The sequence below is a fragment of the Enterobacter cloacae complex sp. P42RS genome (assembly GCF_014930595.1).
Taxonomy (GTDB): Bacteria; Pseudomonadota; Gammaproteobacteria; order Enterobacterales; family Enterobacteriaceae; genus Enterobacter; species Enterobacter bugandensis.
In genome coordinates, this window is record NZ_JADBRK010000023.1 from 13,769 (window position 1) to 34,084 (window position 20,316).

Sequence of the window (20,316 nt, forward strand, 5' to 3'; positions counted from 1 at the left end):
AACACAAACAACAACATCGGAGCCGTGATGGCAGGAAACAGTATTGGACAGTTATTCCGCGTGACCACCTTTGGCGAGTCGCACGGGCTGGCGCTGGGCTGTATCGTTGATGGCGTACCGCCAGGCATCGAACTGACCGAAGCAGATTTACAGCACGACCTTGACCGCCGTCGTCCGGGCACCTCTCGCTACACCACGCAGCGTCGCGAGCCGGACCAGGTCAAAATTCTCTCCGGCGTTTTTGAAGGCCGCACCACCGGCACCAGCATTGGTCTGCTGATTGAAAACACCGATCAGCGCTCTCAGGACTACGGTGCTATCAAGGACGTGTTCCGCCCGGGCCATGCCGACTACACCTACGAGCAAAAGTACGGCTTTCGCGACTATCGCGGCGGCGGACGCTCTTCCGCGCGTGAAACCGCGATGCGCGTGGCCGCTGGCGCTATTGCTAAAAAGTATTTGCAGCAGAAATTTGGCATCGTCATTCGCGGCTGTCTGACCCAGATGGGCGACATTCCGCTGGCGATCAAAGACTGGGATCTGGTCGAGCAAAACCCGTTCTTCTGCGCCGATGCCGACAAGCTGGAGGCGCTGGACGAACTGATGCGCGGCCTGAAAAAAGAGGGCGACTCCATTGGCGCGAAAGTCACTGTGGTGGCAGATGGCGTCCCGGCTGGCTGGGGCGAGCCGGTATTTGACCGTCTCGACGCCGATATCGCCCACGCGCTGATGAGCATCAACGCGGTGAAGGGCGTCGAGATTGGCGACGGCTTCGACGTGGTGGCGCTTCGCGGCAGCCAGAACCGCGACGAAATCACGAAAGCGGGCTTCCAGAGCAACCATGCGGGCGGCATTCTCGGCGGTATCAGCAGTGGACAGCAGATTATTGCCAACATCGCGCTGAAGCCGACCTCAAGCATCACCGTGCCGGGCCACACGATTAACCGCTCAGGCGAAGAAGTTGAGATGATCACCAAAGGTCGTCACGATCCGTGCGTGGGGATCCGCGCGGTGCCGATCGCGGAAGCGATGCTGGCGATCGTGCTGATGGATCACTTCCTGCGCCAGCGCGCGCAGAACGCGGACGTGACGACCACCATTCCACGCTGGTAAACATGAAAAAAACCGCAATTGCTCTGCTGGCGCTGCTGGCGCTGCTGGCCAGTGGAGCCAGTCTGGCCGCCACGCCGTGGCAAAAAATCACCCATCCGGTGGCGGGAAGCGCGCAGTCCATCGGCGCCTTCGCTAACGGCTGTATCGTGGGTGCGCAGGAGCTGCCGCTGCAATCAGATACCTATCAGGTGATGCGTACCGACCAGCGTCGTTACTTCGGCCACCCTGATCTGGTGCTGTTCATTCAGCGACTGGGGAACCAGGTGCATAACCTGGGGCTGGGGACGATGCTGATTGGCGATATGGGGATGCCTGCCGGTGGCCGCTTTAACGGCGGGCACGCCAGCCACCAGACCGGACTGGATGTCGACATCTTCCTGCAGCTGCCGAAAACGCGCTGGACGTCTGCGCAGCTGCTGAAGCCGCAGGCGCTGGATCTGGTGTCGCGCGACGGCAAAAGCGTGGTGCCCTCGCTGTGGACGCGGGAGGTTTCCAGTATGATCAAGCTGGCGGCAGAAGATAACGACGTCACGCGGATCTTTGTGAACCCGGCGATCAAGCAGCAGCTCTGCCTGGATGCCGGAACCGATCGCGACTGGCTGCGCAAAGTGCGCCCGTGGTTCCAGCATCGGGCGCATATGCACGTTCGTCTGCGCTGCCCGGCGAACAGCCTGGAATGTGAAGATCAGCCGCTACCGCCGCCAGGCGATGGCTGTGGTTACGAACTGCAAAGCTGGTTTGAGCCGGCAAAACCTGGAACCTCTAAGCCTGAGAAGAAGACACCGCCTCCGTTGCCGCCTTCCTGCCAGGCGCTACTGGATGAGCATGTACTTTAATGGATAATTTCGTCGATCTGTTTATGGTGTCACCGCTGCTGCTGGTGGTGCTGTTCTTTGTGGCCATGCTGGCCGGTTTTATCGATGCGCTCGCGGGCGGCGGCGGGCTGTTAACCGTGCCCGCGCTGCTGGCGGCGGGCATGAGCCCGGCGCAGGCGCTTGCCACCAATAAGCTGCAGGCCTGCGGCGGCTCGCTTTCGGCGTCGCTCTATTTTATCCGCCGCAAGGTGGTGAATCTCGCCGATCAAAAGCTCAATATCCTGATGACCTTTATCGGCTCAACGTCGGGCGCGCTGCTGGTGCAGCACGTGCAGTCGGATATTTTGCGCCAGATCCTGCCGATTCTGGTTATCTGCATCGGTCTCTATTTCCTGCTGATGCCTAAGCTCGGCGAGGAAGACCGGGCGCGGCGGCTGCACGGCCTGCCGTTTGCGCTGATTGCCGGTGGCTGCGTCGGCTTTTACGACGGCTTCTTTGGCCCGGGGGCAGGCTCGTTTTACGCGCTGGCGTTCGTGACGCTGGCCGGCTTTAACCTCGCTAAATCCACCGCCCACGCTAAGGTGCTGAATGCGACCTCGAACGTCGGCGGCCTGCTGCTGTTTATCATTGGCGGCAAGGTTATCTGGGCAACCGGGTTTGTGATGATGGCAGGGCAGTTTTTGGGCGCGCGCGCAGGCTCGCGTCTGGTATTAAGCAAAGGGCAAAAGCTGATCCGCCCGATGATTGTTGTCGTCTCGGCGGTGATGAGCGCCAAACTTCTTTATGACAGCCATGGACAGGAGATCCTCACCTGGTTGGGGATGAACTAATGAACAGTACGCATAAATACGAACAGCTGATTGAGATCTTCGATAGCTGTTTTGCTGATGATTTTAATACCCGTCTGATTAAAGGCGACGACGAACCGATCTATCTTCCTGCTGATGCAGAGGTTCCGTACAACCGCATCGTCTTTGCCCACGGCTTTTACGCCAGCGGTTTGCACGAAATTTCGCACTGGTGCATCGCGGGGAAAGCGCGTCGCGAGCTGGTCGACTTCGGTTACTGGTATTGTCCGGACGGGCGCGACGCCGCCACCCAGGGCCAGTTTGAAGACGTGGAAGTGAAGCCGCAGGCGCTGGAATGGCTGTTCTGCGTGGCGGCAGGTTTCCCGTTCAACGTGAGCTGTGACAACCTTGAAGGTGACTTTGAGCCAGACCGTATCGCCTTCCAGCGCCGCGTGCATGCGCAGGTGATGGAGTATTTTGAGAAAGGCATCCCGGAACGTCCGGCGCGCCTGATCGAGGCTTTACAGAATTATTACCACACGCCGGAGATCACGGCGGAATGCTTCCCTTGGCCGGAAGATCTTTAACAGAGGAAAGAAGATGATCGCAGAATTTGAATCACGCATTCTGGCGTTAATTGATGACATGGTGGAACACGCCAGTGATGATGAGCTGTTCGCCAGCGGTTATCTGCGTGGTCACCTGACGCTGGCGGTAGCCGAGCTGGAAGCAGGTGACGATCACTCTGCCGACGCCGTTCACGCTGAAGTCACGCGCAGCCTGGAAAAAGCCATTCTGGCCGGGGAGCTCTCTCCGCGCGATCAGTCTCTGGTGCTGGGGATGTGGGACAATTTATTCCAGCAGGCTAAACGCTAAGCCGCTGCCCTCTCTTCCCTCTCCCCTTTGGGGAGAGGGGATTCGACCGCACCCTACTTAACCATTTTCCCCTTCAGCAGTTTCCGTACCCACAGTCGATTCGGGTTCAGCCCCGCAAGCGTGGTTCTGTCCAGCGGAACAGGCTCATTACTCATTTGCGCGGCTAACGTTTCAGCCAGCAGCGGCGCGGAGCACAATCCTCGCGATCCTAATCCGCCCAGCATGAACAGTTCCGGATAAACCGGGGCACTTACCGCCGTTTCCTTGTTTTCTGCCAGATCCTGATAGAGTTCAAGCGTGGCTTCATAGTCCGGCACGTTTCCCGCCATCGGCAGGTGATCGCGGGTCGCGCAGCGCACGCCGCAGCGCGCTTCGCCCTCGCTCACGTCAACCTCTTTCGCCCACGCCGCGTCCGGGAAGCAGTCAATCAGGCGCTGGCGGTTTTGCTGCTGATCCGCTTCGCTGTAGCGCATATCCGCTTCGCCACGATGGTAGCTGGCGCCGATACAGTGATGTCCGTTAGACGGATTTTGTGGCGTCAGATAGCCGTCATAGCACAGCACCTGGCGCAGCTTGCTCAGTTCGGGCGCGGTCGGGATATGGCTTACCTGGCCGCCGACCGGATAAACCGGCAACGTCTCGGTCTGGATAAACTGGCTGATGTTATGTCCGTTTGCCAGCACAACGCTGGCATGGTGTGCCGCTTTGCCATCAGCAAAATGCAGAGTCCACCGTTCTGACCGGCTAAGCGATTCAACCTTATGAGCATAATGCACCCTCAGCCCGCGTGACTGCGCCAGGCTAATCGCCGCCGCGGTCAGTTCAGCCGGGCACAGCCAGCCGCCGAGCGGATATTGAATGCCGCCACAGTCGGTTTCCACACCCGCGGTGTCTGCCACCTCTTGCGCACTGACCGCGCGGGCAATCTCCTCCGGCAGACCCAGCGACAGCATCTGGGCGATTTTTTGCTGGCTCTTTTCATCCCATCCGAGCTGCGTCACGCCGCACCAGTCATGGTCGAATGCCACCGGAATGGAATCATACAGGCGGCGAGCGAAGGTAAACGCTGCCGGGAAAAACTGGAACAGGGCCGGATCGTGCGAGCTTAAAAGCGGGTAAAGCGCGCCCTGGCGGTTGCCGGACGCGCCGTTGGCTGGTGCCTCGTCAGCGCAGTAGAGTGTCACCTGCCAGCCCCGGTGCAGCAGCGCGAGAGAGAGCAGGGCGCTGGCGATCCCTCCGCCAACGATCGCCACTTCGCGCGATGCGCTGGCGCTGCGCGCAAACCAGGGAGCCCGAGCGGGAATGTCCAGCGTCCGTTCCATCGTGCCGACCAGCATGTCGCGCTTGCGGCCAAAGCCTTTGGTCTTCTGCATGGTAAAGCCCGCGTCCTGCAGGCCGCGGCGAACAAAGCCGGCCGAGGTAAAGGTGGCGAGCGTTGCGCCGGGACGCGCCAGCCGGGCCATCGCGCTAAACAGATGCTGGCTCCACATGTCCGGGTTCTTGGCGGGCGCAAAGCCGTCAAGGAACCACGCGTCCACCGTCTGGTTCATCGCGTCGTCGAGCGTATCGGTCAGGTCGTTAATGTCGCCCAGCCATAAATCCAGCGTCACCCGTCCGCCGTCCAGAATCAGACGGTGGCAGCCGCCGATATGCGGCTGCCACTGCGCCTGAAGCTGCTCCGCCCAGGCTGCAAGCTCCGGCCAGCGTTGGTGGGCGAGCCGCAGATCGTGCGCGGTAAGCGGAAATTTTTCGAAACTGATGAAATGTAATCTTTGTAGCGTAGCCTCAGGGTGCGCAGCGTGAAACTGGTCAAACGCCTGCCAGAGGGTTAAAAAATTGAGCCCGGTGCCGAATCCGCTTTCCGCAACAACGAACAGACTGCGCGGGTGCGCAGGGAAGCGGGCGCTGAGCTGGTTTCCCTCGAGGAAAACATAGCGGGTTTCTTCGAGTCCGTTATCATTAGAAAAGTAGACGTCATCAAAATCTCGGGAAACAGGTGTACCCTCAGCGTTGAATTCGAGGTTGGCGGGTTGTATAGCGTTTTGTTTCACGTAAGTTACTCGTCTGACAGGCAGTGGCACGATCTTAACGATGTGAGTCCATCGGTGCAAATTTCCGCAGAAAATGTCTGATCGGACTTGTTCGGCGTACAAGTGTACGCTATTGTGCGACTCGAAACTTTTTATAGTGCGACTTACAGAGGTATTGAATGAAACGTGCAGTGATTACTGGCCTGGGCATTGTTTCCAGCATCGGTAATAACCAGCAGGAAGTCCTGGCATCTCTGCGTGAAGGACGCTCCGGGATCACTTTCTCTGAAGAGTTTAAAGATTCAGGTATGCGTAGCCACGTATGGGGTAACGTTAAACTGGACACCACCGGTTTGATTGACCGCAAAGTGGTTCGTTTCATGAACGATGCCTCTATTTATGCTTATCTCTCCATGCAGGAAGCGATCAAAGATTCCGGCCTGAGCGAAGAGGTTTATCAGAACAACCCGCGCGTGGGCCTGATTGCCGGTTCCGGCGGTTCCTCTAAAGCGCAGGTATTCGGTGCTGACGCCATGCGCAGCCCGCGTGGTCTGAAAGCGGTAGGTCCGTACGTGGTCACGAAAGCTATGGGTTCTGCGGTTTCCGCGTGCCTGGCGACCCCGTTCAAAATTCACGGTGTGAACTACTCCATCAGCTCCGCGTGTGCGACTTCCGCACACTGTATCGGCAACGCGGTTGAGCAGATCCAGCTGGGCAAACAGGACATCGTATTTGCTGGCGGCGGCGAAGAGCTGGGCTGGGAAATGGCCTGTGAGTTCGACGCGATGGGCGCACTGTCCACCAAGTACAACGAAACCCCAGACAAAGCCTCCCGTACTTATGACGCGCACCGTGACGGTTTCGTTATCGCGGGCGGCGGCGGTATGGTTGTGGTTGAAGAGCTGGAGCACGCGCTGGCGCGCGGCGCGCACATCTACGCTGAGATTGTGGGCTACGGCGCAACGTCCGACGGCGCCGACATGGTTGCTCCGTCCGGCGAAGGCGCGGTGCGCTGCATGAAGATGGCGATGCACGGTGTTGATACCCCAATCGACTACCTGAACTCCCACGGTACCTCTACTCCGGTAGGTGACGTGAAAGAGCTGGGTGCGATCCGCGAAGTGTTCGGCGACAACAGCCCGGCTATCTCTGCCACCAAAGCCATGACCGGTCACTCTCTGGGTGCGGCGGGCGTGCAGGAAGCGATCTACTCTCTGCTGATGCTGGAAAACGGCTTTATCGCCCCAAGCATCAACATCGACGAGATGGACGAGCAGGCGGCTGGCCTGAACATCGTGACCAAACCAACGGAAGCGACGCTGACCACCGTCATGTCCAACAGCTTCGGCTTCGGCGGCACCAACGCCACACTGGTTATGCGCAAGCTGAAAGCATAAGCGTTTGAATGTATAATAGAAGGGAGCCGAAAGGCTCCCTTTTTTTATGCCTGAACACGGAGTTATGCATGAAGGCTGTTACCCCCGAGAAGGGCACTCCTTCCGGGAACCTTTCTCTTTTCCGCATCGCCTTTGCGGTATTCCTGACCTACATGACCGTTGGCCTGCCGCTGCCGGTGATCCCGCTGTTCGTTCATCACGAACTCGGCTATGGCAACACCATGGTCGGCATTGCTGTGGGCATTCAGTTTTTAGCCACGGTATTAACCCGCGGCTACGCAGGACGGCTGGCCGATCAGCACGGTGCAAAACGCTCGGCGCTGCAGGGCATGTTTGCCTGCGGTCTGGCGGGGGGCGCGTGGCTGCTGGCCGCTCTCCTGCCGGTCGACGCCGCGTATAAATTTGCGCTGCTGGTGGTGGGCCGTTTAATCCTTGGCTTCGGTGAAAGCCAGCTGCTGACCGGCACCCTGACCTGGGGGATGGGGCTGGTGGGGCCTGCGCGCTCCGGCAAAGTGATGTCATGGAACGGGATGGCGATTTATGGCGCACTGGCTGCAGGCGCGCCGCTGGGTTTGCTGATCCACAGCCAGTTTGGTTTTGCGGTACTGGCAGCAACCACCATGGTATTACCGCTGCTGGCGTGGGCTTTTAACGGTTCGGTACGCAAGGTGCCCGCCCATAAAGGCGAACGTCCTTCGCTGTGGAGTGTGGTGGGGCAAATCTGGCAGCCAGGGCTGGGGCTGGCGCTTCAGGGAGTAGGCTTCGCGGTGATTGGTACCTTCGTCTCCCTCTATTTCATGAGCCGCGGCTGGGCAATGGCGGGCTTTACGCTGACGGCCTTTGGCGGCGCGTTTGTCGTGATGCGTGTCCTGTTCGGCTGGATGCCGGATCGCTTTGGCGGCGTGAAGGTGGCGGTGGCGTCGCTGGTGATTGAAACCGTTGGGCTGGTGTTGCTCTGGCAGGCGCCGGTCGCCTCCGTTGCGCTGCTTGGTGCGGCGTTAACCGGCTGCGGCTGCTCGCTGATCTTCCCGGCGCTGGGCGTTGAGGTGGTGAAGCGCGTGGCGCCGCAGGTCCGCGGTACGGCGCTGGGCGGCTATGCGGCGTTTCAGGATATCTCATACGGCGTAACCGGGCCGCTGGCGGGTCTGTTAGCCACCTCGTTTGGCTACCCGTCCGTCTTCCTGGCCGGCGCGGTTTCTGCGGTGGTGGGGATCGTGGTGACGCTGGTGGCGTTTCGCAGAAATTAACTGTTGTCGCCGGGTGGCTGCTGCGCCTTACCCGGCCTACGGTTCGAGCCGTTGTAGGCCCGGTAAGCGTAGCGCCACCGGGCAAATCCTCAGGCAACCAGCCAGAAAATCGCCAGCGCAATCAATAATGCAATCAACATTAATCCCGGGCGGGCAGAGAGCGTTCTGAAGGTCTCCACAACGGGCGCAAACAGCGGGCTGTAGATCGGCTGAACGTTTCTTACCTCCGGCACGCCGCCTTCCCGCTCGGCGCGGCGAACAAAGATCTGATTCAGCACATCCTGCACCTGCGCGGTGGTCAGTACCGTTTGCGGCGTGGCCTGCCAGTTCTGCTGGGCGTAATCCCGAATCACCTCGAACTCGTGCGGTTCCAGCGGCTGTTTAAGCGCCGCCTGAACGGTATGCAGGGTAGGGGCGCTCTGGGTGCTGAGCGTCTGGCGCGCCTGGAGCCAGGTCACCAGATGGGTAAACTGTTTGGCCGGAATCAGCTCGCCCGCCTTCACGCCGGACAGTTCCAGCATGGATTGCCAGATAAGCTTCGTCGACTCGCCGGTGGCGGCGGCCAGTTTGGTCACCATCTGGTTCAGCGTGTTGTGCTCGGCAGGCTGCAGCGGGCGCTCGGTTGAGGGGCGCACCTGAGGCTGCGGAATAGACAACTGATTGTTCTGCAACAGCGTCAGCACGGTTTTAAGCTGGTCTGGCGTCAGCTGGCTCAGGGCGGTCTGGCCATACTGCTGACGGATAAAGTCACTGACAGCCTGACGGTTATTTCCCTGGCCCAGCAGCTCAGTCAACTGCGTGACAATCTGACGCGTGGTGTGGTTCTGCTGCGCGGTTGTAATACGCTGGTTGAGATTTTGCTCGGCGGCAGGGAAATGGCGCGACTGCAGCGGTGCGTCGTTCCTCACGCCTAAATCATGCTTTACCCCGGCCCAGACTTCCGCGTTTTGCTGCGAAGTCAGCGCTATCAGGCGCGTGATCAGTCGCTCCAGCACGGTGCGCTGTTGCGTGGATAGTGGCTGTTCACCGGCAACGTTTGGCGTGACAGGGCCTTCACCCGGAGGGCGTGGCGGCGTACCTGAAATGGGCTGCATCGTCAAAAATCCTTAAAGTCAAAACTCAGCGTAAACCCGGCATACGTATATGCCTGGCGGCCAGATTATGGCACACTTGGCAGGTTTTCTTCCTCTCAAACAGGTACTCAGACGTGAAAATCCTCGTTGATGAAAATATGCCTTACGCCCGCGAGCTGTTTAGCCGCCTCGGCGACGTTAAGGCTGTCCCTGGTCGCCCGATCCCGGTTAACGAACTGGATGACGCAGACGCGCTGATGGTGCGCTCGGTGACCAAAGTAAATGAGGCGTTGCTTGCCGGTAAAGCGATTAAGTTTGTCGGAACCGCAACGGCAGGGACCGATCATGTGGATGATCAGTGGCTGAAGCAGGCCGGAATCGGTTTTTCCGCCGCGCCGGGCTGTAACGCCATTGCCGTCGTGGAATACGTTTTCTCCTCGCTGCTGATGCTGGCCGAGCGCGATGGTTTTGCGCTGAAAGACCGCACCGTGGGGATTGTCGGCGTGGGTAACGTCGGCGGGCGTCTGCAAAAGCGCCTTGAAGCGTTAGGTATCCGCACGCTGCTGTGCGATCCGCCGCGTAAAGACAACGGTGACGACGAGGATTTCCGCGCGCTGGATGAGCTGGTTGAACAGTGCGATGTGCTGACGTTCCACACGCCGCTGTTTAAAGAGGGGCCGTATAAGTCCCTGCATCTGGCGGACGAGGCGCTGATTCGCCGTCTGAAGGCTGGCACTATTCTGATAAATGCCTGTCGTGGCCCGGTGGTGGATAATGCCGCGCTGCTGAAATGTCTGAATGAAGGACACGATCTCAGCGTGGTGCTGGACGTCTGGGAGCCGGAGCCGGATCTCAACGTTGAGTTGCTGAACAAGGTTGACGTTGCCACCGCGCATATCGCGGGCTATACGCTTGAAGGCAAAGCGCGCGGCACGACGCAGGTATTTGAAGCCTACAGCGCCTTTATCGGCCATCCGCAGCAGGTGGCGCTTGATACTTTACTCCCCGCGCCTGAATTTGGCCGCATTACCCTGCATGGCCCGCTCGATCAGGCAACGCTGAAAAGGCTGGTGCATTTGGTGTATGATGTGCGCCGCGACGATGCGCTGCTGCGTAAGGTGGCGGGGATCCCGGGTGAATTTGATAAGCTGCGCAAGAACTACGTTGAGCGCCGCGAGTGGTCTTCCCTGTATGTGATGTGCGACGACGCAGCGGCTGCGACGTTGCTCAAGAAACTGGGTTTTAACGCCGTTCATCACCCGGCGCATTAATGTCTTCTTAATGCTCCCTGTCGGATACGCCGACAGGGACGCTTTTTTATTTCTGGAGTAAACCACCATGTCTGAAGGCTGGAACATTGCCATTTTAGGTGCCACGGGTGCCGTGGGCGAAGCCCTGCTCGAAACTCTTGCCGAGCGTCAGTTCCCGGTGGGAGATATCTATGCGCTGGCGCGCACCGACAGCGCGGGCGAACATCTGCGTTTTGGCGGTAAATCCGTGATGGTTCAGGATGCGGCCGCGTTTGACTGGACCCAGGCACAGCTGGCGTTTTTTGCCGCAGGTGCTGAAGCCACGGCGTCTTACATTGAAGAGGCGACCAATTCGGGCTGTCTGGTGATCGACCTGAGCGGTCTGTTCTCCCTGGAGCCGGACGTGCCGCTGGTGGTCCCGGACGTCAATCCGTTTGTGCTGGCTGACTACCGCAACCGTAACGTTATCGCGGTACCGAACAGCCTGACCAGCCAGCTGCTGACCGCCCTGAAGCCGCTGATTGACGACGGAGGCCTGTCGCGCATTACCGTCACCAGTCTGCTGTCCGCGTCGGCGAACGGTAAAAAGGCCGTTGACGCGCTGGCCGGGCAGAGTGCGAAGCTGCTGAACGGCATCCCGATCGACGAAGATGATTTCTTTGGCCGCCAGCTGGCGTTCAACATGCTGCCGCTGCTGCCGGATCGTGAAGGTTCCGTGCGCGAAGAGCGTCGTCTCGTCGACGAAGCGCGCAAGATTCTGCAGGACGAGGGGCTGATGATTTCCGCCAGCGTCGTACAGTCTCCGGTCTTCTACGGCCACGCGCAGATGGTCGGTTTTGAAGCCCTGCGCCCGCTGGCGGCAGAGGAAGCGCGCGACGCGTTTGGCCGCGGTGAAGATATCGTCCTTTCTGAAGAGAGCGAGTTCCCGACCCAGGTGGGTGACGCCACCGGCAGCGCGCATCTTTCCGTTGGCTGCGTGCGTAACGACTACGGTATGCCGGAACAGGTCCAGTTCTGGTCCGTAGCCGATAACGTTCGCTTTGGCGGCGCGCTGATGGCGGTCAAGATCGCCGAGAAGCTGGTGCAGGAGTATCTGTACTGATGTCCGAAGTGGATCAAAAGCCGGTTCATAAAATTGCCCTCGGTATTGAGTACGATGGCAGTAAATATTACGGCTGGCAGCGTCAGAATGAGGTGCGCAGCGTCCAGGAGAAGCTGGAGAAAGCGCTCTCACAGGTGGCAAACGAGCCGATTAACGTCCTGTGCGCAGGACGTACGGACGCGGGTGTTCATGGCACGGGGCAGGTGGTTCACTTTGAAACCACCGCCGTGCGTAAGGATGCCGCCTGGACGCTGGGTGTAAATGCGAATTTACCTGGTGACATCGCGGTGCGTTGGGTGAAATCTGTGCCGGATGATTTTCACGCGCGTTTCAGCGCAACGGCGCGTCGCTATCGCTATGTCATCTACAACCAGCGTCTGCGTCCGGCGGTGTTAAGCCAGGGCGTGACGCATTTTTATGAACCGCTCGATGCAGAACGCATGCATCGCGCGGCGCAGTGTCTGATTGGTGAAAATGACTTTACGTCGTTTCGTGCGGTGCAGTGTCAGTCCCGTACGCCGTGGCGTAACGTCATGCACATTAACGTCAGTCGTTTTGGCGCGTATGTGGTGGTGGATATCAAAGCCAATGCCTTTGTACATCATATGGTGCGGAATATTGTGGGCAGCCTGATGGAAGTGGGCGCCGGACACCAGCCGGAGAGCTGGATTGCAGAACTGCTGGCAGCGAAGGACAGAACGCTTGCGGCAGCAACGGCGAAAGCGGAAGGGCTTTATCTGGTCTCGGTAGACTATCCGGATCGGTTTGACCTGCCAAAACCGCCAATGGGCCCGCTGTTTTTAGCGGACTAAACAAAGGTGCAATTAAGGCTTAGACAATATGGACGTAATACGTTTTCTGATTGATTTCATTCTGCATATTGATGTTCACCTGGCGGAGCTGGTCGCACAGTACGGCGTCTGGGTTTACGCCATTCTGTTCCTGATTCTGTTCTGTGAAACCGGTCTGGTCGTTACCCCGTTCCTGCCGGGAGACTCGCTGCTGTTTGTGGCCGGTGCGTTGTCGGCGCTGCCCACCAATGATTTGAACGTGCATCTGATGGTGGTGTTGATGGTGATTGCCGCGATTGTCGGGGATGCGGTCAACTATACGATTGGCCGGGTGTTCGGTGAGCGGTTGTTCAGTAATCCGGACTCGAAAATTTTCCGCCGCAGCTATTTAGACAAGACCCATGCCTTCTATGAACGTCATGGTGGAAAGACCATTATCCTTGCGCGTTTTGTGCCTATTGTGCGCACATTTGCGCCGTTTGTGGCGGGAATGGGCCATATGTCCTATCGTCATTTTGCAATGTATAACGTGGTGGGCGCACTGCTTTGGGTGTTGCTCTTTACCTATGCAGGCTATCTGTTTGGCGACTTGCCGGTGGTTCAGGAAAACCTTAAGTTACTGATTGTAGCGATTATTGTGCTTTCCGTTCTGCCGGGTGTTATCGAAATCATTCGTCACAAACGCGCGGCAGCAAAGCAAGCGAAGTAAATGCACGCTGGCGGTTCGACCACTTTTTTATCCAAAGTTTCGGGCTGTTATGTTTTAATGTGCAACATTCATGGTCTGTTGGAGGCAAAAATGGCATTATTCGCCTCTTATAGCAAAACTGGCATACGACCAGGTTCAGGCAGAAAGGTTATCAATGAGCTGGATTGAACGAATTAAAAGCAACATTACCCCGACGCGCAAAGCGAGCATTCCTGAAGGGGTATGGACGAAGTGTGATAGCTGCGGCCAGGTTCTGTATCGCGCAGAACTGGAACGCAATCTTGAGGTGTGTCCGAAGTGTGACCACCACATGCGTATGTCGGCGCGCAACCGCCTGCATAGCCTGCTGGACGAAGGTTCTCTGGTAGAACTGGGCAGCGAGCTTGAGCCAAAAGACGTGCTGAAGTTCCGCGATTCCAAAAAATACAAAGATCGTCTGGCCTCTGCACAGAAAGAGACCGGCGAGAAAGACGCGCTGATCGTCATGAAAGGCACCCTGCACGAGATGCCGGTGGTTGCCGCTGCGTTTGAGTTCTCCTTTATGGGCGGCTCAATGGGCTCCGTGGTCGGCGCGCGTTTCGTGCGTGCCGTTGAGCAGGCGCTGGAAGATAACTGTCCGCTGATCTGCTTCTCCGCCTCCGGTGGTGCGCGTATGCAGGAAGCGCTGATGTCCCTGATGCAGATGGCGAAAACCTCTGCGGCGCTGGCGAAAATGCAGGAGCGCGGTCTGCCGTACATCTCGGTACTGACCGACCCAACCATGGGTGGCGTCTCCGCAAGCTTCGCGATGCTGGGTGACCTGAACATCGCTGAGCCAAAAGCGCTGATCGGCTTTGCCGGTCCTCGCGTCATCGAGCAGACCGTTCGTGAAAAACTGCCGCCGGGCTTCCAGCGCAGTGAGTTCCTCATTGAGAAAGGCGCTATCGATATGATCGTCCGCCGTCCGGAAATGCGCCTGAAACTGGCCAGCATTCTGGCGAAGCTGATGAATCTGCCAGCGCCTAACCCGGATGAGCCGCGCGAAGGCGTGGTGGTACCGGATCAGGAACCCGAGGCCTGATAACTGAAAAGGGCAGGGCCAGATGGCGCTGCCCTTTTGCTTTATAACCTGTTAATGACAACCGGGCATTATGGAAAATAAAAGCATTCCCCAAGCCACGTCGCCCCTGGCCGCGTGGCTTTCTTATCTGGAAAACCTGCACAGTAAAACCATCGATATGGGCCTTGAGCGCGTAAGCCAGGTTGCCGCGCGTCTCGACGTGCTGAAACCGGCTCCGTTCGTGTTCACCGTTGCAGGTACTAACGGTAAAGGGACGACCTGCCGCACGCTGGAGTCAGTCCTGATGGCGGCGGGGTACAAGGTTGGCGTTTACAGCTCACCGCATCTGGTGCGCTATACCGAGCGCGTGCGGGTGCAGAACACCGAGCTGGCGGAATCTGCCCATACGGCGTCGTTCGCGGCTATCGAAGCGGCGCGCGGGGAAACCTCATTAACCTATTTTGAATACGGCACCCTGTCGGCGCTGTGGCTGTTCAAACAGGCGCAGCTGGACGTGGTGATCCTGGAAGTGGGGCTGGGCGGGCGTCTGGATGCCACCAATATGGTGGATGCGGACGTGGCGGTGGTCACCAGCATCGCGCTGGATCATACCGACTGGCTGGGCCCGGACCGTGAAAGCATTGGCCGCGAGAAGGCCGGTATTTTCCGGGCGAATAAGCCCGCCGTGGTGGGCGAGCCGGACATGCCGCATACCATTGCCGACGTGGCGAAAGAGAAGGGCGCACATCTGTTGCGCCGAGGCGTTGACTGGCAGTATGCGGTGCAGGGCAACGGCTGGCGCTTTAGCGATGCGCAGGGCGTGCTGGAGAATCTGCCGCTGCCGCAGGTGCCACAGCCGAACGCGGCAACCGCGCTGGCGGCACTGCGCGCCAGCGGATTAGCTGTAAGTGAGCAGGCGATCCGTGACGGCATTCAGAATGCGCTGCTGCCGGGGCGTTTCCAGATAGTCAGCGAGTCACCGCGTCTGATTCTGGATGTGGCGCACAACCCGCATGCGGCGGCGTATCTCGCAGGACGTCTCAAATCGTTACCAAAAACCGGGCGCGTGCTGGCGGTTATCGGTATGCTTCATGATAAAGATATCGGCGGCACGCTGGCCTGCATGGAGAGTGTGGTCGATAGCTGGTATTGTGCTCCTCTGGAGGGGCCGCGCGGTGCGACTGCTGAGCAGTTGATGGAACATCTCGGTAAAGGTGCAATCTACTGTAGCGTGGCGCAGGCCTGGCATGCCGCGATGGCGGATGCAAAACCAGAAGATACCGTGCTGGTGTGTGGCTCTTTCCACACGGTAGCACATGTCATGGAAGTGATGGACGCGGGGAGAACCGGTGGCGAGTAAGTTTCAGAACCGTTTAACAGGAACCATTGTGCTGGTCGCGCTCGGGGTGATTATTCTTCCCGGGCTGCTCGACGGGCAGAAAAAACATTATCAGGACGAGTTTGCAGCCATTCCGCTGGTGCCGAAGCCGGGCGACCGCGATGAGCCGGATATGCTGCCTGCGGCGACTCAGGCGCTGCCTGCTCAGCCGCCTGAAGGGGCGGCGGAAGAAGTTCGCGCGGGCGATGCCGCTGCACCGTCACTCGACCCGTCGCGTCTGGCGGCGAATAACAACATCGAGATCGATCCGGTACCGGTAGAGAAGCCTAAGCCTGCTGAAAAACCGAAGCCGGTAGAGAAACCGCAGCCGAAGCCTCAGCAACAGCGAGATAAAGCAGCAGAGCAGCTTGCTGCAGCGTCTGAAACTCCACCACCTGCGAAGCAAGACGCAGCGCCGACCGGCAAAGCCTACGTTGTGCAGCTGGGGGCGCTGAAAAACGCCGATAAAGTCAACGAGGTTGTGGGTAAACTGCGCAGCGCGGGCTATCGCGTTTACACTTCACCTTCCACGCCGGTACAGGGTAAAATTACCCGTATCCTCGTGGGGCCGGAGGCGTCGAAAGACAAGCTGAAAGGGTCGCTGGGCGAGCTGAAGCAGATCTCCGGGCTGAGTGGTGTGGTGATGAGCTACAGCGCGAACTAAGTACGACCTGCTCCTTTAGAGAGAGGCGATAAGCCACGGCGTTGAACATTTTTTCAGCGCCTTTTTTATTTACGCGCGGGAAGGAAATCCCTACGCAAACGTTTTCTTTTTCTGTTAGAATTCGCCCCGAACTGGATGACAGGGCGTTTAATCGTGGGACACATATGGTCTGGATTGATTACGCCATCATTGCGGTGATTGGTTTTTCCTGTCTGGTTAGCCTGATCCGTGGCTTTGTTCGTGAAGCGTTATCGCTGGTAACCTGGGGTTGTGCTTTCTTTGTTGCCAGTCATTACTACACTTACCTGTCTGTCTGGTTCACGGGCTTTGAAGATGAACTGGTCCGAAATGGAATCGCCATCGCGGTGCTGTTTATCGCGACGCTGATTGTCGGCGCTATCGTGAATTACGTGATAGGTCAGCTGGTCGAGAAAACCGGTCTGTCAGGAACGGACAGGGTACTCGGGATCTGTTTCGGGGCATTACGAGGCGTGCTGATTGTGGCCGCGATCCTGTTCTTCCTGGATACCTTCACCGGGTTCTCCAAAAGCGAAGACTGGCAAAAATCGCAGCTCATTCCAGAGTTCAGCTTCATCATCAGATGGTTCTTTGACTATCTGCAAAGCTCGTCGAGTTTTTTGCCCAGGGCATAAACCCTGAGATGTGGCTTAACGAGGAAAAGACGAATGTGCGGTATTGTCGGTATCGCCGGTTTCATGCCGGTAAACCAGTCGATTTATGACGCGTTAACGGTGCTTCAGCACCGTGGGCAGGATGCTGCGGGTATCATCACCATTGATGCAAACAACTGCTTCCGTTTACGTAAGGCCAATGGCCTGGTAAACGATGTGTTTGAAGCCCGCCATATGCAGCGTCTGCAAGGTAATATGGGGATCGGTCACGTTCGTTATCCTACTGCTGGCAGTTCCAGCGCCTCTGAGGCACAGCCTTTCTACGTCAACTCACCGTATGGCATCACGCTTGCCCATAACGGCAACCTGACCAACGCTCATGAGCTGCGTAAGAAGCTGTTCGAAGAGAAACGTCGCCACATTAACACCACCTCTGATTCAGAAATCCTGCTCAATGTGTTCGCCAGCGAGCTGGATAACTTCCGTCACTACCCGCTGGAAGCAGACAATATCTTCGCTGCCATTGCCGCGACCAACCGCCAGATCCGCGGTGCGTACGCCTGCGTGGCGATGATCATCGGTCACGGCATGGTCGCCTTCCGCGATCCAAACGGCATTCGTCCGCTGGTGCTGGGCAAGCGCGACCTCGGCGATGGCCGTACCGAATATATGGTTGCCTCTGAGAGCGTGGCGCTGGATACCCTGGGCTTCGAATTCCTGCGCGACGTTGCGCCGGGCGAAGCGGTGTATATCACCGAGAAGGGCCAGCTGTTCACCCGGCAGTGTGCCGACAACCCGGTCAGCAACCCGTGCCTGTTTGAATACGTCTATTTTGCCCGTCCGGATTCGTTCATCGACAAGATTTCCGTCTACAGCGCGCGCGTCAATATGGGCACGAAGCTCGGCGAGAAGATTGCCCGCGAGTGGGACGATCTCGACATCGACGTGGTGATTCCTATCCCGGAAACCTCCTGCGATATCGCCCTGGAGATCGCCCGCATTCTGGACAAGCCGTACCGTCAGGGCTTCGTGAAGAACCGCTACGTTGGCCGCACGTTTATCATGCCGGGCCAGCACCTGCGCCGTAAGTCCGTGCGCCGCAAGCTGAACGCCAACCGCGCGGAATTCCGCGACAAAAACGTTCTGCTGGTGGATGACTCCATCGTTCGTGGCACCACCTCTGAGCAGATTATCGAGATGGCGCGCGAAGCGGGTGCGAAGAAAGTCTACCTGGCGTCTGCCGCGCCGGAGATTCGCTTCCCGAACGTATACGGCATTGATATGCCAACCGCCAACGAGCTGATTGCTCACGGCCGTGAAGTGGATGAGATTCGCCAGATCATCGGTGCCGACGGCCTGATTTTCCAGGATCTCAACGATCTCATCGACGCGGTGCGCGCCGAGAATCCGGAGATTCAGCAGTTCGAGTGCTCCGTGTTCAATGGCGTCTACGTGACGAAAGACGTTGACCAGCAGTACCTCGACTACCTTGATTCGCTGCGCAACGACGATGCGAAAGCCGTTCAGCTGCAAAACGATCTCGAAAGCTTAGAGATGCACAACGAAGGTTAATCTCTCCGCAGGTGAGGGCGCTCGCCCTCACTTGCAACTCCCCGCAAAATCCTGCACAGTCAGCCCAGAATTCAGCAAGGGCGAAATCATGAAACGACTCATAATAGGCATCAGCGGTGCCAGCGGCGCGATTTACGGCGTACGCCTGCTACAGGTTTTGCGTAACATGGCAGAAGTGGAAACGCATCTGGTGATGAGCCAGGCGGCGCGGCAAACCCTCTCCCTTGAAACGGATCTCTCCCTGCGCGATGTCCAGGCGATGGCGGACGTGGTTCACGATGCCCGCGATATCGCCGCCAGCATCTCCTCAGGCTCGTTTAAAACCGCCGGTATGGTGATCCTGCCCTGTTCAATCAAAACGCTCTCCGGGATTGTGAACAGCTATACCGACACACTGGTAACGCGCGCGGCGGACGTGGTGCTGAAGGAGCGCCGCCCGCTGGTGCTCTGCGTGCGGGAAACGCCGCTGCACCTGGGCCATCTGCGCCTCATGACCCAGGCCGCCGAGCTGGGCGCAGTGATCATGCCGCCGGTGCCGGCGTTCTATCACCGACCGCAGTCGCTGGACGATGTGATTAATCAGACCGTCAATCGCGTGCTGGATCAGTTTGACATCGACCTGCCCGAAGACCTCTTCACCCGCTGGCAGGGAGCCTGATTCTGTGCACAAATGCTGTGCATGAAAAGAGACGTTGCCCTGTTTCAGGGCAATTATGCAACGGCGATCATATCCTCGACATTTAATTCGCTTTTTCCCTTTTTCTCTTTCCGGTTCGTTCGGCAGACCTGCTATCTTTCACCATTAAGGCAATATCGCAACGTTTTATTAACATATTTAACGTCGAACTTTTGACCAGACGGCAATGTGGCATAAGACCTGCAAGAGAAGCCTGCAACACAACACACAACACAATACATAATAAAATCACGGTACTTGAGGGTAAATGTATGAAGAAGACGGTTCTGGCTCTGTCTTTGCTGGTGGGGTTAAGTGCGGCGGCAGGTAGCTACGCAGCGCTTCCACAGACGGTTCGTATCGGTACAGACGCAACCTACGCGCCATTCTCTTCCAAGGATGCGAAAGGCGATTTCGTGGGGTTTGATATCGATCTGGGAAATGAAATGTGCAAACGTATGGAAGTGAAATGCACATGGGTGGGCAGCGACTTCGACGCGTTAATCCCGTCGCTGAAGGCAAAGAAAATCGACGCCATTATCTCTTCTCTCTCCATCACCGAAAAACGCCAGCAGGAGATTGCCTTCTCTGACAAGCTCTACGCTGCGGATTCGCGTCTGATTGCCGCGAAAGGTTCCCCGATCCAGCCGACCATCGACTCGCTGAAAGGCAAGCATGTGGGCGTGCTCCAGGGCTCGACCCAGGAAGGTTACGCGAATGCCAACTGGCGCGAGAAGGGCGTCGACGTGGTGGCTTACCAGAACCAGGATCTGATCTACTCTGACCTGGCGGCAGGCCGTCTGGATGCCGCATTCCAGGATGAAGTCGCGGCGAGCGAAGGCTTCCTGAAGCAGCCGGCCGGTAAAGATTACGCCTTTGCGGGCCCGTCCGTGAAAGACAAAAAATACTTTGGTGACGGCACCGGCATCGGCCTGCGTAAGGACGATAAAGAGCTGAAAGCCGCCTTTGACAAAGCATTCACGGAGCTGCGCAAAGACGGTACCTACGACAAACTGGCGAAGAAATACTTCGACTTCAACGTCTACGGTGACTAACGCACCAGCGTGGTGCGTCGCGGGTGTGGATGATTCAATATGGTGCAATTTGTGCACCATATTGGGTCGCTACGTGCATACTTAAGCATTTATAATGCAAAAATTCCCG

Annotated in this window: 20 protein-coding genes; 18 read left to right on the forward strand and 2 right to left on the reverse strand. The window is 57.9% G+C overall.

The genetic code is table 11. From position 1 onward, the window contains the following. Nucleotides 1–27 precede the first annotated feature (27 nt). The 5 genes from aroC to IM314_RS19890 are packed head-to-tail and all read left to right on the forward strand — an operon-like array spanning nt 28 to nt 3,592. The gene (aroC, locus tag IM314_RS19870; RefSeq protein ID WP_193358987.1) at nt 28–1,113 is read left to right on the forward strand and encodes a chorismate synthase; all 1,086 of its coding nucleotides are present in this window, start codon (nt 28–30) and stop codon (nt 1,111–1,113) included. 2 nt (nt 1,114–1,115) lie between these two features. Then, nucleotides 1,116–1,949 (forward strand): penicillin-insensitive murein endopeptidase, encoded by an 834-nt coding sequence (gene mepA, locus IM314_RS19875; RefSeq protein ID WP_193358988.1) that lies wholly within the window; start codon nt 1,116–1,118, stop codon nt 1,947–1,949. Then, a complete protein-coding gene (locus IM314_RS19880) occupies nt 1,949–2,758 on the forward strand; it encodes a sulfite exporter TauE/SafE family protein (RefSeq protein ID WP_041908882.1) in 810 nt (269 codons plus the stop codon). The genes mepA and IM314_RS19880 overlap by 1 nt, the downstream gene beginning before the upstream one ends. Then, nucleotides 2,758–3,303 carry an elongation factor P hydroxylase gene (locus tag IM314_RS19885; protein WP_045631487.1) on the forward strand — a complete coding sequence of 182 codons (546 nt, stop codon included), beginning with the start codon at nt 2,758–2,760 and terminating at the stop codon, nt 3,301–3,303. The genes IM314_RS19880 and IM314_RS19885 overlap by 1 nt, the downstream gene beginning before the upstream one ends. Before the next feature lie 13 nt (nt 3,304–3,316). Then, complete coding sequence (locus IM314_RS19890; RefSeq protein ID WP_028013966.1) at nt 3,317–3,592, forward strand: YfcL family protein; 276 nt, start codon at nt 3,317–3,319, stop codon at nt 3,590–3,592. A 53-nt stretch (nt 3,593–3,645) separates the two neighbouring features. On the opposite strand, the gene mnmC is transcribed toward IM314_RS19890, so the two are convergent. After that, nucleotides 3,646–5,643, reverse strand: coding sequence for a bifunctional tRNA (5-methylaminomethyl-2-thiouridine)(34)-methyltransferase MnmD/FAD-dependent 5-carboxymethylaminomethyl-2-thiouridine(34) oxidoreductase MnmC (gene mnmC, locus IM314_RS19895; protein WP_193358989.1), 1,998 nt, complete (start codon nt 5,641–5,643; stop codon nt 3,646–3,648). Nucleotides 5,644–5,801: 158 nt separating this feature from the next. Between mnmC and fabB the strand changes: the two genes are divergently transcribed. Then, entirely contained in the window at nt 5,802–7,019 is a 1,218-nt protein-coding gene (gene fabB, locus IM314_RS19900; RefSeq protein ID WP_023336433.1) for a beta-ketoacyl-ACP synthase I, read from the forward strand. A 68-nt stretch (nt 7,020–7,087) separates the two neighbouring features. Further along, entirely contained in the window at nt 7,088–8,266 is a 1,179-nt protein-coding gene (locus IM314_RS19905; protein ID WP_153656567.1) for an MFS transporter, read from the forward strand. A gap of 89 nt (nt 8,267–8,355) precedes the next feature. On the opposite strand, the gene flk is transcribed toward IM314_RS19905, so the two are convergent. Beyond that, the gene (flk, locus tag IM314_RS19910) at nt 8,356–9,360 is read right to left on the reverse strand and encodes a flagella biosynthesis regulator Flk (RefSeq protein WP_028013964.1); all 1,005 of its coding nucleotides are present in this window, start codon (nt 9,358–9,360) and stop codon (nt 8,356–8,358) included. Nucleotides 9,361–9,473: 113 nt separating this feature from the next. Here flk and pdxB point away from each other — a divergent pair, with 113 nt between their 5' ends. From pdxB to argT, 11 genes are all read left to right on the forward strand, one after another. Next, the gene (gene pdxB, locus IM314_RS19915) at nt 9,474–10,610 is read left to right on the forward strand and encodes a 4-phosphoerythronate dehydrogenase PdxB (protein WP_045631484.1); all 1,137 of its coding nucleotides are present in this window, start codon (nt 9,474–9,476) and stop codon (nt 10,608–10,610) included. Nucleotides 10,611–10,677: 67 nt separating this feature from the next. Next, the gene (locus tag IM314_RS19920) at nt 10,678–11,691 is read left to right on the forward strand and encodes an aspartate-semialdehyde dehydrogenase (protein ID WP_028013962.1); all 1,014 of its coding nucleotides are present in this window, start codon (nt 10,678–10,680) and stop codon (nt 11,689–11,691) included. Beyond that, a complete protein-coding gene (truA, locus tag IM314_RS19925; RefSeq protein WP_041908896.1) occupies nt 11,691–12,503 on the forward strand; it encodes a tRNA pseudouridine(38-40) synthase TruA in 813 nt (270 codons plus the stop codon). Before IM314_RS19920 ends, truA begins: the two co-directional genes overlap by 1 nt. A 28-nt stretch (nt 12,504–12,531) precedes the next feature. Further along, on the forward strand, nt 12,532–13,191 hold the full coding sequence (locus IM314_RS19930) for a DedA family protein (RefSeq protein ID WP_008502599.1): 660 nt from the start codon (nt 12,532–12,534) through the stop codon (nt 13,189–13,191). Between the two features lie 154 nt (nt 13,192–13,345). Further along, the gene (gene accD / locus IM314_RS19935; protein WP_003861408.1) at nt 13,346–14,251 is read left to right on the forward strand and encodes an acetyl-CoA carboxylase, carboxyltransferase subunit beta; all 906 of its coding nucleotides are present in this window, start codon (nt 13,346–13,348) and stop codon (nt 14,249–14,251) included. Nucleotides 14,252–14,321: 70 nt separating this feature from the next. After that, on the forward strand, nt 14,322–15,590 hold the full coding sequence (gene folC, locus IM314_RS19940) for a bifunctional tetrahydrofolate synthase/dihydrofolate synthase (RefSeq protein WP_193358990.1): 1,269 nt from the start codon (nt 14,322–14,324) through the stop codon (nt 15,588–15,590). Beyond that, a complete protein-coding gene (gene dedD / locus IM314_RS19945; RefSeq protein ID WP_045631481.1) occupies nt 15,580–16,272 on the forward strand; it encodes a cell division protein DedD in 693 nt (230 codons plus the stop codon). Before folC ends, dedD begins: the two co-directional genes overlap by 11 nt. Before the next feature lie 164 nt (nt 16,273–16,436). Next, entirely contained in the window at nt 16,437–16,925 is a 489-nt protein-coding gene (gene cvpA / locus IM314_RS19950; RefSeq protein ID WP_000262116.1) for a colicin V production protein, read from the forward strand. Nucleotides 16,926–16,958: 33 nt separating this feature from the next. Continuing rightward, entirely contained in the window at nt 16,959–18,476 is a 1,518-nt protein-coding gene (gene purF / locus IM314_RS19955) for an amidophosphoribosyltransferase (RefSeq protein ID WP_014884664.1), read from the forward strand. A gap of 88 nt (nt 18,477–18,564) precedes the next feature. Beyond that, nucleotides 18,565–19,134 (forward strand): UbiX family flavin prenyltransferase, encoded by a 570-nt coding sequence (locus tag IM314_RS19960; protein ID WP_193358991.1) that lies wholly within the window; start codon nt 18,565–18,567, stop codon nt 19,132–19,134. A 290-nt stretch (nt 19,135–19,424) separates the two neighbouring features. Then, the gene (gene argT, locus IM314_RS19965) at nt 19,425–20,207 is read left to right on the forward strand and encodes a lysine/arginine/ornithine ABC transporter substrate-binding protein ArgT (protein WP_028013956.1); all 783 of its coding nucleotides are present in this window, start codon (nt 19,425–19,427) and stop codon (nt 20,205–20,207) included. Nucleotides 20,208–20,316 lie beyond the last annotated feature (109 nt).

Excerpts from the sequence above, each read along its gene's own strand:
- aroC (WP_193358987.1), top strand. The coding sequence starts at position 28 with ATGGCAGGAAACAGTATTGGACAGTTATTCCGCGTGACCACCTTTGGC.
- mepA (WP_193358988.1), top strand. The coding sequence starts at position 1,116 with ATGAAAAAAACCGCAATTGCTCTGCTGGCGCTGCTGGCGCTGCTGGCC.
- IM314_RS19880 (WP_041908882.1), top strand. The coding sequence starts at position 1,949 with ATGGATAATTTCGTCGATCTGTTTATGGTGTCACCGCTGCTGCTGGTG.
- IM314_RS19885 (WP_045631487.1), top strand. The coding sequence starts at position 2,758 with ATGAACAGTACGCATAAATACGAACAGCTGATTGAGATCTTCGATAGC.
- IM314_RS19890 (WP_028013966.1), top strand. The coding sequence starts at position 3,317 with ATGATCGCAGAATTTGAATCACGCATTCTGGCGTTAATTGATGACATG.
- fabB (WP_023336433.1), top strand. The coding sequence starts at position 5,802 with ATGAAACGTGCAGTGATTACTGGCCTGGGCATTGTTTCCAGCATCGGT.
- IM314_RS19905 (WP_153656567.1), top strand. The coding sequence starts at position 7,088 with ATGAAGGCTGTTACCCCCGAGAAGGGCACTCCTTCCGGGAACCTTTCT.
- flk (WP_028013964.1), bottom strand. The coding sequence starts at position 9,360 with ATGCAGCCCATTTCAGGTACGCCGCCACGCCCTCCGGGTGAAGGCCCT.
- IM314_RS19920 (WP_028013962.1), top strand. The coding sequence starts at position 10,678 with ATGTCTGAAGGCTGGAACATTGCCATTTTAGGTGCCACGGGTGCCGTG.
- truA (WP_041908896.1), top strand. The coding sequence starts at position 11,691 with ATGTCCGAAGTGGATCAAAAGCCGGTTCATAAAATTGCCCTCGGTATT.
- IM314_RS19930 (WP_008502599.1), top strand. The coding sequence starts at position 12,532 with ATGGACGTAATACGTTTTCTGATTGATTTCATTCTGCATATTGATGTT.
- accD (WP_003861408.1), top strand. The coding sequence starts at position 13,346 with ATGAGCTGGATTGAACGAATTAAAAGCAACATTACCCCGACGCGCAAA.
- folC (WP_193358990.1), top strand. The coding sequence starts at position 14,322 with ATGGAAAATAAAAGCATTCCCCAAGCCACGTCGCCCCTGGCCGCGTGG.
- cvpA (WP_000262116.1), top strand. The coding sequence starts at position 16,437 with ATGGTCTGGATTGATTACGCCATCATTGCGGTGATTGGTTTTTCCTGT.
- purF (WP_014884664.1), top strand. The coding sequence starts at position 16,959 with ATGTGCGGTATTGTCGGTATCGCCGGTTTCATGCCGGTAAACCAGTCG.
- IM314_RS19960 (WP_193358991.1), top strand. The coding sequence starts at position 18,565 with ATGAAACGACTCATAATAGGCATCAGCGGTGCCAGCGGCGCGATTTAC.
- argT (WP_028013956.1), top strand. The coding sequence starts at position 19,425 with ATGAAGAAGACGGTTCTGGCTCTGTCTTTGCTGGTGGGGTTAAGTGCG.